The organism is Halovulum sp. GXIMD14794, from assembly GCF_054457455.1.
This window is the reverse complement of sequence record NZ_JBTLNF010000004.1, coordinates 892445-905888: the sequence shown is the minus strand read 5'-3', so window position 1 is coordinate 905888 and position 13444 is coordinate 892445. Positions and strand designations below refer to the sequence as shown.

11 protein-coding genes are annotated in these 13444 nt (G+C 67.9%); 5 read left to right on the top strand and 6 right to left on the bottom strand.

Features of this window, described 5'->3' with window-relative positions; all coding sequences use genetic code 11:
- Positions 1-19: 19 nt before the first annotated feature.
- From ACW9UR_RS11040 to ACW9UR_RS11030, 3 genes are read left to right on the top strand one after another with little or no spacing between them, the layout of a single operon-like run.
- Positions 20-904: an MBL fold metallo-hydrolase gene (locus ACW9UR_RS11040; RefSeq protein WP_458917016.1), complete on the top strand. Its 885-nt coding sequence runs from the start codon at positions 20-22 to the stop codon at positions 902-904.
- A 57-nt stretch (positions 905-961) separates the two neighbouring features.
- On the top strand, positions 962-2650 hold the full coding sequence (locus ACW9UR_RS11035) for a bifunctional protein tyrosine phosphatase family protein/NAD(P)/FAD-dependent oxidoreductase (protein ID WP_458917015.1): 1689 nt from the start codon (positions 962-964) through the stop codon (positions 2648-2650).
- 50 nt (positions 2651-2700) lie between these two features.
- A complete protein-coding gene (locus ACW9UR_RS11030) occupies positions 2701-4428 on the top strand; it encodes a SulP family inorganic anion transporter (RefSeq protein ID WP_458917014.1) in 1728 nt (575 codons plus the stop codon).
- An 80-nt stretch (positions 4429-4508) separates the two neighbouring features.
- On the opposite strand, the gene yghU is transcribed toward ACW9UR_RS11030, so the two are convergent.
- From yghU to ACW9UR_RS11015, 3 genes are all read right to left on the bottom strand, one after another.
- Positions 4509-5369, bottom strand: coding sequence for a glutathione-dependent disulfide-bond oxidoreductase (yghU, locus tag ACW9UR_RS11025; protein WP_458917013.1), 861 nt, complete (start codon positions 5367-5369; stop codon positions 4509-4511).
- Positions 5370-5533: 164 nt separating this feature from the next.
- Positions 5534-6634, bottom strand: coding sequence for a THUMP domain-containing class I SAM-dependent RNA methyltransferase (locus ACW9UR_RS11020; RefSeq protein WP_458917012.1), 1101 nt, complete (start codon positions 6632-6634; stop codon positions 5534-5536).
- Complete coding sequence (locus ACW9UR_RS11015) at positions 6631-7596, bottom strand: ribonuclease T2 family protein (RefSeq protein ID WP_458917011.1); 966 nt, start codon at positions 7594-7596, stop codon at positions 6631-6633. The genes ACW9UR_RS11020 and ACW9UR_RS11015 overlap by 4 nt, the downstream gene beginning before the upstream one ends.
- Before the next feature lie 107 nt (positions 7597-7703).
- On the opposite strand from ACW9UR_RS11015, the gene ACW9UR_RS11010 reads away from it, so the two are divergent.
- Together ACW9UR_RS11010 and gndA are read left to right on the top strand one after the other, a co-directional pair.
- Positions 7704-8735, top strand: coding sequence for an L-idonate 5-dehydrogenase (locus tag ACW9UR_RS11010; RefSeq protein ID WP_458917010.1), 1032 nt, complete (start codon positions 7704-7706; stop codon positions 8733-8735).
- A gap of 27 nt (positions 8736-8762) precedes the next feature.
- Positions 8763-10157 (top strand): NADP-dependent phosphogluconate dehydrogenase, encoded by a 1395-nt coding sequence (gndA, locus tag ACW9UR_RS11005; protein ID WP_458917009.1) that lies wholly within the window; start codon positions 8763-8765, stop codon positions 10155-10157.
- A 54-nt stretch (positions 10158-10211) separates the two neighbouring features.
- On the opposite strand, the gene ACW9UR_RS11000 is transcribed toward gndA, so the two are convergent.
- From ACW9UR_RS11000 to ACW9UR_RS10990, 3 genes are all read right to left on the bottom strand, one after another.
- Positions 10212-10526 (bottom strand): DnaJ family domain-containing protein, encoded by a 315-nt coding sequence (locus tag ACW9UR_RS11000; RefSeq protein ID WP_458917008.1) that lies wholly within the window; start codon positions 10524-10526, stop codon positions 10212-10214.
- 72 nt (positions 10527-10598) lie between these two features.
- Positions 10599-12038: a xylulokinase gene (gene xylB / locus ACW9UR_RS10995; RefSeq protein ID WP_458917007.1), complete on the bottom strand. Its 1440-nt coding sequence runs from the start codon at positions 12036-12038 to the stop codon at positions 10599-10601.
- 55 nt (positions 12039-12093) lie between these two features.
- Positions 12094-13401 carry a cytochrome-c peroxidase gene (locus tag ACW9UR_RS10990; protein ID WP_458917006.1) on the bottom strand — a complete coding sequence of 436 codons (1308 nt, stop codon included), beginning with the start codon at positions 13399-13401 and terminating at the stop codon, positions 12094-12096.
- Between the last annotated feature and the right edge of the window lie 43 nt (positions 13402-13444).

The window sequence follows — 13444 nt, the reverse complement described above, 5'->3', positions numbered from 1 at the left end:
GGGACAAGGAGGATTTGCCATGCCTTATGACGTGAACACCGAAGTCAAACCCGAGGTCACCGGCTTCTTCGATCCGGCGACCAACACCATCAGCTATGTCGTGAAGGATCCAGGCTCGAACGCCTGCGCGATCGTCGATTCGGTGATGGACATCGACTACGCCGCCGGGCGCATCAGCTACGAGCACGCGGACGAGATCATCGCCTACGTGAAAAACAACCATCTGAAGGTGGAGTGGCTGATCGAGACACATGTCCACGCCGACCACCTGTCGGCCGCGCCGTACATCCAGGAAAAGGTGGGCGGCAAGCTGGGCATCGGCCGCAACATCACCGTCGTGCAGGACACGTTCGGAAAGATCTTCAACGAAGGCACCGAGTTTCAGCGCGACGGCAGCCAGTTCGACCGGCTGTTCGACGATGGCGACACCTACCGGATCGGCGGCATGACCGCCTTCGCGATCCACACGCCGGGCCACACTCCCGCCTGCATGACGCATGTCATGGGCGATGCGGCCTTCGTCGGTGACACGCTGTTCATGCCGGACGGCGGCTCGGCCCGCGCGGACTTCCCGGGCGGCGACGCGGCCACGCTCTATGACAGCATTCAGAAGGTGCTGGCGCTGCCGGACGAGACGCGGCTTTTCATGTGCCACGACTACGCCCCCGGCGGCCGCGAGATCCAGTGGGAGACTACCGTGGCCGAGGAGAAGGCCAACAACATCCACGTGGGCGCGGGCAAGACGAAGGAAGAATTCGTCAAGTTCCGGACCGAGCGGGATGCCCAGCTGGACATGCCCAAGCTCATCATTCCCTCGCTGCAGGTGAACATGCGCGCGGGTGAGCTGCCGCCCAAGGACAAGGACGGTCGCACGTTCCTGAAGGTGCCGGTCAACACGCTCTGAGGGCGAACGGCCGCGGCGGATCCCCTGCCGCGGCCCAACACTTGTGAGGGAATGCAAATGGACATTCGCAGGATCGACGACCGGCTTTCGGTGTCGCCCCAGATCTCCCCGGCCGAGTTGACGGAACTTCGCGAAGCGGGGTTCCGCGCGGTGATCTGCAACCGCCCCGATGGCGAGGGTGCAGACCAGCCCAGCCACGAGGAGGTCGCAACGGCCGCCGCCGACGCGGGGCTGGAGTTCCGCTATCTGCCCGTCACCCCGGGCGTGGTCACGGACGAGACCGCCGCCGAGTTCGGCAAGGCGCTCGACCAGCTTCCCGGTCCGGTGCTGGCCTATTGCCGCACGGGCACCCGTTCGGCGACGCTCTGGTCACTGTCCGAGGCTTCCGACCGTCCGTTGCCCGAAATCCTCGGAGCGACGGCGGCTGCGGGCTATGACATGAACGGCGTCGCGCGGCGGATCGCCAACGGCGGCAAGACGCCAACGGACACCGGCGATGCGAAATTCGACGTGGTGATCGTCGGCGGCGGCGCCGGCGGCATCTCGGTGGCGGCAAGCCTGAAAGCTCGCAAGCCGAGGCTGGAGATCGCCGTGATCGATCCCGCCGACATCCACTATTACCAGCCCGGCTGGACCATGGTGGGCGGCGGCGTCTTCGATCCGCAGGACACCGCCAGAACCATGGGCAGTCTGATCCCGCGCGGCGTGCACTGGATCAAGGCAGCGGTCGCTGCCTTCGAGCCCAAGGACAACGCCGTGGTGCTGGATGGCTGCCGGGTCGTGAAATACGACCGGCTGGTGGTCTGCCCCGGTCTGAAACTGGATTGGGAGGCCGTCGAGGGTCTGGAAGAGACGCTCGGCCGCAACGGCGTGACCTCGAATTACCGCTACGATCTGGCGCCCTATACCTGGAAACTGGTGCAGAACCTCGTTTCGGGGACGGCGATATTCACGCAGCCGCCGATGCCGATCAAATGCGCGGGCGCGCCGCAGAAGGCGATGTACCTGTCGGGCGACGCCTGGCACCGCAAGGGCGTGCTGAAGAATATCGACATCCAGTTCATGAACGCTGGCGGTGTGCTGTTCGGCGTTAAGGACTATGTCCCGGCGCTGATGGACTATGTGCAGAAGTACGACGCGAAGCTTAACTTCTTCCACAACCTCGTCGCCATCGACGGTCCGGCCCGCAAGGCCACCTTCGAGGTGAAGGAGCCCGAGACGGAGCCGCGTCGGGTCGAGGTCGAGTTCGACATGATCCATGTCTGCCCGCCGCAGACAGCGCCGGACTTCATCCGCGTCTCGCCGCTGGCGGACAAGGCCGGGTGGGTCGACGTGGACCAGGCGACGCTGCGCCATGCCACCTATGACAACGTCTGGAGCCTGGGCGACGTGATGAACGCCCCCAACGCCAAGACCGCGGCGGCGGCCCGCAAGCAGGCGCCGGTGGTGGCCGAGAACATGGTTGCCGACATCGAAGGCCGCAATCCGGTGGCGCAGTACGACGGCTACGGCTCCTGCCCGCTGACCGTCGAGCGCGGCAAGATCGTCCTGGCCGAGTTCGGTTATGGCGGGGTTCTCAAGCCCAGTTTCCCGGCATGGATGGTGGACGGCACCAAGCCGACCCGTGCCGCCTGGCTGCTGAAAGAGAAGATGCTGCCGCCGATCTACTGGAAGGGCATGCTGCGCGGCCATGAATGGCTGGCCAAACCCGAGAAGATCTCGGTCGCGCCGAAGGCCGCAGAGTAACAATCAGGCCGGGCGGATACTTCCGCCCGGCACGTTTCAGGACGTAACCCATGACCCGCTATCTGCCGATTCTCGACTGGGGCCGCAGCTACAACCGCGGCGCGCTGTCCAATGACCTGCTGGCCGCCGTGATCGTGACGATCATGCTGATCCCGCAGTCGCTGGCCTATGCGCTGCTGGCCGGTCTGCCGCCCGAGGCGGGGATATATGCCTCGATCGTGCCGATCATGCTCTACGCGGTGTTCGGCACCAGCCGCGCACTGGCGGTCGGGCCGGTAGCGGTGGTCTCGCTGATGACTGCCGCCGCGATCGGACAGGTGGCCGAGCAGGGCACGGCCGGGTACGCCGTCGCCGCGCTGACGCTGGCGGGGCTGTCGGGCGCGATGTTGCTGGTCATGGGTCTGTTCCGGCTGGGGTTCCTTGCGAACTTCCTCAGCCATCCGGTGATCGCGGGGTTCATCTCGGCCTCGGGGATTCTGATCGCCGCCAGCCAGCTGAAGCATATCCTGGGCATCTCGGCCGAGGGGCACACGCTGATCGAGCTGGTGCGCTCGCTGATTGCGCACATCGGGCAGCTGAACCCGATCACGCTGCTGATCGGCGTGCTGGCGACCGGCTTCCTGTTCTGGGTTCGCAAGAACCTCAAGCCGGCGCTGTCGCGCATGGGTCTCTCGCCGCGTCTTGCCGACGTGATCGCCAAGGCCGGGCCGGTGGCCGCCGTCGCCGCAAGCACCGCTGCTGTCTGGGCCTTCGGGCTGGACGGGCAGGGGGTAAAGATCGTCGGCAGCGTCCCGCAAAGTCTGCCGCCCTTCACCCTGCCGAGTTTCGCGCCGGAGCTTGTGCAGCAGCTCCTGCTGCCCGCGCTACTGATCTCGATCATCGGCTTCGTCGAGTCGATCTCGGTCGCGCAGACACTGGCCGCCAAGCGCCGCCAGCGGATCGATCCGGACCAGGAACTGATCGGCCTCGGTGCCGCCAACATCGGTGCGGCGTTCACCGGCGGCTACCCGGTCACCGGGGGCTTCGCGCGCTCGGTGGTGAACTTCGACGCGGGCGCCGAGACCCCGGCGGCAGGTGCGTTCACCGCGGTGGGCCTGGCGATCGCCGCCGTCGCGCTGACGCCGCTGGTCTACTACCTGCCGAACGCCACGCTGGCCGCGACGATCATCGTCGCCGTGCTGAGCCTGGTCGATCTGTCGATCCTCAAGAAGACCTGGGGCTATTCGAAGGCCGATTTCACCGCCGTCGCCGCGACCATCGCGCTGACGCTGGCCTTCGGGGTCGAGATAGGCGTGTCGGCGGGCGTGCTGGCCTCGATCATCCTGCACCTGCTGAAGACCTCAAAGCCGCATGTGGCCGAGGTCGGGCTGGTCCCCGGCAGCCAGCATTTCCGCAATATCAATCGGCACAAGGTGAAGACCGATCCCTCGCTGGTGACCCTGCGCGTGGACGAGAGCCTCTATTTCGTGAACGCCCGGTTCCTCGAGGACCTGCTGGTGCGACGTGTGGCCGAGGGCCCCGAAATTCGCAACGTCGTACTGATGTGCTCGGCCATCAACGAGATCGACTTCTCGGCGCTGGAAAGCCTCGAGGCGATCAACGAGCGGCTGACCGAGCAGGGGATCGGCCTGCACCTGTCAGAGGTGAAGGGCCCGGTGATGGACCGGCTGAAGTCCACGCACTTCCTGGAGCATCTGAACGGCAGGGTGTTCCTCTCGCAATACGATGCCTGGGCGGAGCTGACCGGTACTGGGGGCGTCAACCGCGCGGCGGAGTGACGAGGTGCCGGCCACAGGCCGCCCATGCAGAACGGCCGCCCCGGGGGAAGGGCGGCCGTTCGTTTTTGCGGATGGGCGGATCAGGCGGCCTTGATGACCTTGGCGTCGATATCGGCGGCGCTGTGACGCTCGGGCACCTGCTCGGACTCGTCGCCCCACGGGCGGTTTACCATCCGGCCGCGCTGGACGGCGGGGCGGGCTGCGACGCGGTCGACCCACCGGCGCAGGTTCGGGTAGTCCTGGACCGACAGGAACTCGGCGGCGTTGTAGACCTCGTTCAGGACCAGCCGGCCGTACCAGGGGAAGATCGCGATATCGGCGATCGAGTACTCGTCCCCGGCGATGTAGTCGCGGTCGGCAAGCAGCTTGTCCAGCACGTCCAGCTGGCGTTTCACTTCCATCGAGAACCGGTCGATCGGATATTCGATCCGCACCGGCGCATAATGGTAGAAGTGGCCGAAGCCGCCGCCCAGGTACGGGGCCGAACCCTGCAGCCAGAACAGCCAGTTCATCGCCTCGGTGCGCTGGGCTGGGTCCTTCGGCAGGAAGGCTCCGAACTTCTCGGCGAGGTAGAGCAGGATATGGCCGGATTCGAAGACCCGGATCGGCTCGTCACCGCTGCGATCCACCAGCGCGGGGATCTTGGAATTCGGGTTGATCTCGACAAAGCCGCTGCCGAACTGATCGCCGTCGGCGATCTTTATCAGCCAGGCATCGTAGTCGGCATCGGCATGCCCCGCTGCCAGCAGCTCTTCCAGCAGGATCGTGACCTTCTGGCCGTTCGGCGTCGCCAGCGAATAGAGCTGCAAGGCATGCTCGCCGACAGGCAGTTCCTTGTCGTGGGTCGCGCCCGAGACGGGGCGGTTGGTGCCGGCGAACTGGCCGCCATTGGCTTTTTCCCAGGACCAGACTTTCGGCGGAGTATAGTCGTTAGCGGTCATTCAGGCCTTCGCTTTCCTAGATCATCTTGTGGAACGGACGCGGCGGACGCGCGCCCTTTGACGCGTGATAGCTGTGCAGGATCGGGCGGTTTTCAACCGATTGACCGCTCAAGCATTCCGCGCGGCGGTTCACGTTGAGGTCAACATTGCTACATGGGTAAGCGTTACAGTGGATCGGTGCGGTGCAGTGTCACCTTAAGACCGCCGTGCGCCACTTGCGGCCCCGACGGCAGGAACGGCAGGCCGGTCGCCTTGGCCAATCCGCCGTCGCTTGTGACGATGCCGACGCGCCAGCCCTTGAAGCGTTCCATCAACACCTGCCCGAGCGAGCCGTAGAGCCCGAAAAGCTGTTTGCGGTTGCCGATCCGCGCGCCGTAGGGCGGGTTGACGATCACCAGCCCGGCAGGGCCTTCGGGGCGCACCATCTCGCCCACCGGGCGGCGCTGGAAGTCGGTGACATGGGCGACGCCTGCCCGCTCGGCGTTCTGCGTCGCCGCACGGATCGCGCCATCGTCCCGGTCCGAGCCGTAAAAGCGCAGGCCGGTCTGGCGCGGCGTGGTCTCGGCGCGCATCTCGGCCCAGGCGTCCGGATCGAAGCTGGCAAGCTGCTGGAAGGCGAACTCGCGAGCGCGGCCGGGCTTCAGGCCGAGCGCGATCTCTGCCGCCTCGATCGGGAACGTGCCCGAGCCGCACATCGGGTCGAGCACCGGCTCGGCCCCGTCGTAGCCGCATTCGCGCAGGAACAGGGCCGCCAGCGTCTCGCGCATCGGAGCCTTCACGACCGCCTGCTTGTGGCCGCGCTTGTGCAACGGCTCGCCAGAGGTGTCGATGCTCAGCTGTACCCGGTTGTCGTCGATCCGCGCGCGGACCGTCAGGGGCGCATCGGCGGCGATGGTGGTACCGAGGGTCTCGGCGATGGCCGTCTCGATCCGGCTTTGCGCCGCGCCCGCGTGGTAGATCTTGGACTTGCGGGTAGTAACTTCAACGCGCACGGGCACGGTGGGGCGCAGCACTTGGGCCCAGGCCACCTTGCGGGCGCGCTTGTCCAGTTGCGCAGGGTGGAAGGCCATGAACTCTGCGAAACGGGCCAGGACCCGGCCCGCGCCGCGCAGCTCCAGGTTGGCGCGCCAGACATCCGGCCAGCCGCCCTGGAAAGTCACTCCGCCGGGGACGGTCTGCGGATCGGGAAAGCCTGCCGCGCGGGTCTCGTCACACAGGGCTTTCTCCAGCCCCGGAGGGGCGGACAGGAAGATCTCGAAGCTCATTGCAGGCCTGCACGATCCAGCACGCCGCCCCGGCACCCGCGCGAAACGGAGCGGGCGTCGCGCAGCAGGTCGCCGAGGTCCGCGCCCTCGTGGATCCGGCCGCGCGTGTGCAGCTTGACCTCGGAGATCAGCGTGCGGCCCCCGTCGCGGTCGCAGTCCACCTGCACCCGGTCGCCCGCGCCGCGCCCGAAGGCGCTGTCGAACACATCGCGCAACTCGTCGGTCTCGACGTATTCGCCCGAGCGGCGCTCGAGGAAATCCGCCACCTCGGAAGCCTGAAGCTGGTCCCAGAGCAGCAACGTATCGGTGAAATATTCCTCGGCCCCTCCCGCCGCACGGTGGCAGGTGCCGTGCTTGATCCATTCGTGGCGGTGCAGGTAGCTTTCGGCGCCCGGCATGGCGCGGACCAGCCGCTCGGCGGTGCCGCGTGTGATCGCGAGGCGCGGCAGGTCGCGCCAGCGACCATTCTCGTCAGTGGCGCGGTCGCGGCGCGAGACGCCGCAATACTCGCCCTCGGGCCAGAGCCCGTGGACCGACAGCCGCACCGAAGCATCGGGAAGGCGGCCGGAGTTCAGCCGCTCGCACTCGGGCACTCGGGTGCGGTACTCGCAGAAGGCCGGCTGCCAGCTAAGCGCCAGCACATGCGTACGCGCTTCGTCCGGGGCCGCAGGGGCCGCGGGCGCGGCCGAGGCCTCGCGCGTGCCGCACTCCACATGCACCCAGCGTTTCTCGGAAGTCGGCGCATCCGGCACCAGTACCTGGTAATGATCGCCGCCCTTGGCGTTAAGCCCCAGCAGAGCATAGTCCTGCCCCGGCTCCAGCCGCACATCGCCGGGATTGGTGCCCTTGTTCTTCGACAGGAAAGCCTCGCAGGCACCTGTGGCGGTCAGCTGGCCTTCCAGCGCCTCGAAGGCGGCGGCAGGCAGGGGCATCAGGGCGATCAGCAGGGCAAGCAGGCGCATCGGCTCTCCGGGTCGGTTCGGGCCAGCCATAGCGCAGCGGGCGTCCGCGCGCCATTGCCTGTCCCGCCCTGCCGCCCTAGGATCGCGCCGAATTTGCAGGAGAGCCCATGCGCGCCATCGTCATCCACGCCGCCAAGGATCTGAGGATCGAGGATCAGGACGCGCCCGCGCCGGGACCGGGCGAGGTTTCGGTCACGCTGGCGACCGGCGGCATCTGCGGCTCGGACCTGCATTACTACAACCACGGCGGTTTCGGCACCGTGCGTCTGCGCGAGCCGATGATCCTGGGTCACGAGGTCTCAGGCCACATCGCGGCACTGGGCGACGGGGTGGACGGTCTGGCGGTCGGCGATCTGGTCGCCGTGTCGCCCTCTCGGCCCTGCGGGGTGTGCAAGTTCTGTGCCGAGGGTCTGCCGAACCACTGCCTGAACATGCGCTTCTATGGCTCGGCAATGCCGTTCCCGCATATCCAGGGCGCGTTCCGCCAGCACCTTGTGGCCGATGCCGCACAATGCGTGAAGGCCGACGGGCTGACTGCTGGGCAGGCCGCCACTGCCGAGCCGCTTTCGGTCTGCCTGCACGGGGCGAAACAGGCGGGCGACATGCTGGGCAAGCGGGTGCTGGTCACCGGCTGCGGGCCGATCGGGGCGCTGATGATCCTTGTCGCGCGCCGCGCGGGTGCCGCGCAGATCGTGGTCACGGACCTGTCGGACAATGCGCTGGAGTACGGGCGCAAGGCCGGGGCGGACCTGGCCCTGAATACCAGAGACGAGCCCGGCGCGCTGGAGCCGTTCACCGCCGACAAGGGCCATTTCGACGTACTGTTCGAATGCTCGGGCGCCGCGCCCGCGCTGGCCGCCGGGATTTCCGCGATGCGGCCTCGGGGCGTTATCGTCCAGCTGGGTATGGGCGGCGACATGGCCCTGCCGATGCAGCAGATCACCGCGAAGGAGCTGATGCTGAAGGGCTCGTTCCGCTTTCATGCCGAGTTTGCCACCGCCGTCGCGATGATGCGCTCCGGGCTGCTCGACACCGCGCCGCTGATTTCGCATACCCTGCCGCTGGACCGCGCCGGCGAGGCGTTCGAGCTGGCCTCGGACCGTGCGCAGGCGATGAAGGTACAGATCGACTTCGCCTGACCGGGCGACAACACCAAGAGGAAAGACATGGCCGAGATCGGATTGGTAGGGCTGGGCACCATGGGTGCCGCGCTGGCGTCGAACATTGCCGAGAAGGGGTTCGACATCGCCGTCTACAACCGCACCACCTCGGTCACGAAGGAGTTCGTGGCGGGGGCGGGCGACCTGTCGTCCAAGCTGACCGGCACCGAAACGCTGGAAGAGTTCGTCGCCGCCATCGACAGCCCCCGCGCGATCATACTTATGGTCCCGGCGGGCGAGGCGGTCGACGCGATGATGGCCCAGCTGCGCCCGCTGCTGAATGACGACGACCTGCTGATCGATGCGGGCAACGCCAACTTCCACGACACCCGCCGCCGCGCAGCAGACGCGAAGGAACAGGGCGTGCCCTTCCTTGGCATCGGCGTCTCGGGTGGCGAGGAAGGCGCGCGCCATGGCCCGTCGATCATGGGCGGCGGTGCGAAATCCGGCTGGGACCGGGTTGCGCACATCCTGACAGCGATCTCGGCCAAGTTCGGCGACGCGCCGTGCGCCACCTGGATGGGCGAGGATGGCGCGGGCCATTTCGTCAAGACCGTGCACAACGGCATCGAATACGCCGACATGGAGATGATCGCCGAGGTCTACGGCATCATGCGCGATGGTCTGGGCATGGATGCAGCCGCGATTGCCGAGGTGTTCCAGCGCTGGAACGAGGGGCCGCTGGCGTCGTACCTGATCGAGATTTCGGGCAAGGTCGCGGGCACCACCGACGCCACGTCGGGTAAGCCGCTTCTGGACGTGATCCTCGACAGCGCGGGGCAGAAGGGCACCGGCCGCTGGACCGCGATCGAGGCGCTGCATCTGGCCGCGCCCGCAACCGCGATCGAGGCCGCCGTCGCCGCGCGCAACCTGTCGTCGCGGCTGGAGGAGCGCAAGAAGGGCGAGGCGATATTCGGGGCCGCTCCGCAGAAGATCGACGGGGATATCGTGGACGATCTGGAGCAGGCGCTGCTGGCGGGCAAGATCGCCTGCTATGCGCAGGGTTTCGGCCTGCTGTCGGCCGCGTCCGAGCAGTTCGGCTGGAACATCCCGCTGCCCGAGGTGGCGCGGGTCTGGCGCGCGGGCTGCATCATCCGCTCGTCGATGCTGGACGACATGGCCACCGCACTGACCGAGACCCCGGACGAGAACCTGATGTTCGCGCCCTTCTTCGCGCAGCGGCTGAAGGACAGCCACGGTGCGCTGCGCAAGGTCGTCTCGACCGCCGCGCTGTCGGGCAACCCGGCCCCGGCGCTGGGCGCTGCGCTGGCCTATTTCGACACCATGCGCACCGCGCGCGGCACGGCGAACATGATCCAGGGGCAGCGCGATTTCTTCGGCCTGCACAGCTTCCAGCGGCTGGACGCAGAAGGCGCGCACCACGGCCCCTGGGCAGGATGAGCTTGAAAGGATCGGTGCAGGATCGGTCGCGGCGCTGCCGGTCCTGATCGGGGCTCAGCCGAAGCGGCGGTAGGCCTCTTTCTCCATCGCCAGCCGCATCTGCAAATCGGCCAGCACCTTCATCTCGGCCTTGCGCTCTGCCGGGTCGTTCAGGGTCTTGAGCCGGGCCTGCGAGGCCCGGATCTGCTCCATCACGGCAACGGCCGCTGGTTTCACCCGCGATTCCGTCATCAGACGGTTGAGCACGGCGTCCCGCGGGTTGCCCCGCTCAGGCAGAGGCTTGCCCGCGCCCTCGAGGTCGCTGAGCTCGCCTTTCGCGGCCATCCGCCCCAGGAACCGGTCGATCACGCTGTTGAGCGGGTGAGACATGGCCCCGGCTCCTTCCATGTGGTTTCCGGGAAAACTTGGTGGCGGGGCGGCGGCGATGCAAGCGGTCGTGGTTCAGGAAAGGTCCTTGAGCGCGGTGTAGGCCGCGCGATAGCGCTCGTGCGCGTCGGCGAAGGCGGGGGCGAGGGCCTGCACCGGTTCGACGGTGCGGGCGATCTGCGGCGGGGTGGCGATCTCGGCACCTGCGCCGGTCGCCGCCATCAGGCCCAGCCGGGCCGCGCCAAAGGCCGCTCCGAAATCACCTGCCGCCGGAACTTCGACCGGGACGCCCATCGCGGTCGCGATGGCGGCGAGCCAGTAGTCCGAGCGGCTTCCGCCGCCAACAGCGATCAACCGGTCGATCCGGGTGCCGGTCGCAGCCAGCGCCTTGTGGCAGTCGGCCAAGGCGAAGGTGACGCCCTCCAGCACGGCGCGGGTCAGCGCCTGACGGTCTGCGGCATGCTCCAGCCCGATCATCGCGCCGCGCACCTGTGCGTCGTTGTGCGGCGTCCGCTCGCCACCGAGATAGGGCAGGAACAGCGCGCGGCCGGGGGCTTGCAGGTCGCCCAGGCTGCCGGTCAGGTCGGCGGCTGTCGCGCCGGTGAGCTTCGCGTACCATTCCAGCGCGTCGGTCGCGGCGAGGATCACGCCCATTTGGTGCCAGGTCCCCGGCACCGCGTGGCAGAACGTGTGGACGGCCGTCGCCGGATCGGGGCTGTACGCGTCCGAGGCGGCGAACAGCACGCCCGAGGTTCCGAGGCTGACGAAGGCCTGCCCGGCATGGACCACGCCCACCCCGATGGCCGAGGCCGCGTTGTCGCCGCCGCCGCCCGCGACGACGACCTCTCCGGTCATGCCCCAACGCTCGGCCAGGGCCGGGCGCAGCGTGCCGGAAACCTCGGACCCCTCGACCAGCCGGGGCATGTGATCGCGCGACAGGCCTGATTTGGCCAGCAGGGCCTCGGACCAGTCTCGAGCGCCGGTATCCAGCCAGCTTGTCCCGGCGGCGTCGGACATCTCGCCAACCGCCTCGCCGGTCAGCCACAGGCGCAGGTAATCCTTGGGCAGCAGCACCTTGGCAGTGCGCTCGAAGATCTCGGGCTCGTTACGCCTCACCCACTCCAGCTTGGGCGAGGTGAAACCCGGAAAGACGATGTTGCCTGAGACCTGCCGCCAGTCCGGATCAGCGTCCATCTCGGCGGCCTCGACATGGCTTCGGGTGTCGTTCCACAGGATGCAGGGGCGCAGCACCTCGCCCGAGGCGTCGACCAGCGTCGCGCCGTGCATGTGCCCCGACAAGCCGATGCCGCGCACGCCGTCTAGCGGATGCGCGGCGGCCAGCTTGTCCAGCGCCTGCGAGACGGCATCGACCCAGTCCGCCGGGGCCTGCTCGGACCAACCCGGGTGAGGGCGCGAGACGGTGAGCGGCGCGTTCGCCTCGGCCAGTGGCAATTGATTGACGTCTATCAAGGCGGCTTTCACGCCGGAGGTGCCAAGGTCGATGCCTATGAACATGTCTTGCTTTCCTTGCCCTAGAACCCGTCTGCCGACGGGAAGCCCCGGTTCGGGGTCAGTGATCCACGCGCAGCCCGCTGGGAACGGTATCGGGTATTCCGAGGCGGCCGCGCAATGCCTGTTCGTCGTCCAATGCATGCAGGAAGGCGATCAGCGCATCAACCTCGGCGTCGCTCAGATGAACCGCCGGGCGCGTGACCGCCCCGGCGATGGCTGCGCGCTCCGCCTGATCGTCCGCCACGCGCCAGTCCTCGGCCTCAAACGCGGGCAGCATCGCCGCCGCCCGCTCCCAACGCTCCAGTGCCCGGGCGGGGTCGAGGTGGTCCACCACGAACGCCCGCAGGTCCGAGTGCGCCCCCGCATGCCCCCAGGGCCCGGTCGCGGTGACATTCCTGAGCGACGGCGTGCGGAACGCGTAGGCATCCGCCGGATCGCCGGTCACCCGCATCCGCCCTACGTCGCGGGCGTGATCCTCGAACCGCGCCGCCTTGCCGGGGCCAAGCTGAGGCGCGGCCATCGCGTGGAAATCGTGGTCAGTCTGAAAGGCGCCTGAATGGCAATCGCCGCAGCCCGCCTTGCCGTAGAACAGGTCCATGCCCTCGGCAGCCGCGCCCTGTAGTGGAGCCTTGCCGCGCAGATGGGCATCGAAGGCACTGCCGTCCGAGCGCCATTCGAAGGCGACGAAGGCCGCGATGGCGTTGGAGATGTCGGTGAACGCGATCTCCCGCCCGTCGGCGATCTCGGGGTAGACCTCGGCAAAGCGTACCGCGTATTCGGGGAGTGCCGCGACGCGGGCCGAGATCAGATCCCAGGCGCCGTCCTCGCCGGTGATCCGGCCCAGCCGCACGGCGCTGGAGATCTCGTTCTCGCTGTAATGCCCGGCCATTTCGTCGCCGCTGAGGACCGGGAACATGGTCTGCGCCGAGAGCACGCCGGAAAAGCCCAGTGTCATGTCGTCCTCGAGCGGTGTGCGCAGCCCGCTGGCGCGCGTCGGGTCCGCCTCGATCCGCCCGTCGTGGAACAGCACGGTGAACTCCCGCGCACCGAGGTTGAACAGCGCCGGCGCGTTCCGCGGGATCCGCTGCTCGGGCAAGTTGTCCGCATCCGGCACCCGATCCGGCCCAAGGCCGACGCCGCCCTCGCCCAGCCCAAGCGAAACGCCGTCCCCGGTGCCGAAGCGCGGATGGTGGCAGGTTCCGCAGCTGATGTTCCGGTTGCCCGACAGGATCGGGTCCCAGAACAGCAGCCGGCCCAGCGCGACCTCGGCCTCGGGCGTCTCGACATACATCGCGTCGGTCACGGGGGGGGGCGGCCCGGCAAGTGCGGGCCCCGCAAGCGCCAGAAAAAGGGCGGCTGTTCGCATCGGCAAGTCCTCCGCCGGGCAGACTAGCGGCGGAGCGGGAGGC

Coding starts and splice junctions, on each gene's coding strand:
- ACW9UR_RS11040 (WP_458917016.1), top strand. CDS start 20: ATGCCTTATGACGTGAACACCGAAGTCAAACCCGAGGTCACCGGCTTC.
- ACW9UR_RS11035 (WP_458917015.1), top strand. CDS start 962: ATGGACATTCGCAGGATCGACGACCGGCTTTCGGTGTCGCCCCAGATC.
- ACW9UR_RS11030 (WP_458917014.1), top strand. CDS start 2,701: ATGACCCGCTATCTGCCGATTCTCGACTGGGGCCGCAGCTACAACCGC.
- yghU (WP_458917013.1), bottom strand. CDS start 5,369: ATGACCGCTAACGACTATACTCCGCCGAAAGTCTGGTCCTGGGAAAAA.
- ACW9UR_RS11020 (WP_458917012.1), bottom strand. CDS start 6,634: ATGAGCTTCGAGATCTTCCTGTCCGCCCCTCCGGGGCTGGAGAAAGCC.
- ACW9UR_RS11015 (WP_458917011.1), bottom strand. CDS start 7,596: ATGCGCCTGCTTGCCCTGCTGATCGCCCTGATGCCCCTGCCTGCCGCC.
- ACW9UR_RS11010 (WP_458917010.1), top strand. CDS start 7,704: ATGCGCGCCATCGTCATCCACGCCGCCAAGGATCTGAGGATCGAGGAT.
- gndA (WP_458917009.1), top strand. CDS start 8,763: ATGGCCGAGATCGGATTGGTAGGGCTGGGCACCATGGGTGCCGCGCTG.
- ACW9UR_RS11000 (WP_458917008.1), bottom strand. CDS start 10,526: ATGTCTCACCCGCTCAACAGCGTGATCGACCGGTTCCTGGGGCGGATG.
- xylB (WP_458917007.1), bottom strand. CDS start 12,038: ATGTTCATAGGCATCGACCTTGGCACCTCCGGCGTGAAAGCCGCCTTG.
- ACW9UR_RS10990 (WP_458917006.1), bottom strand. CDS start 13,401: ATGCGAACAGCCGCCCTTTTTCTGGCGCTTGCGGGGCCCGCACTTGCC.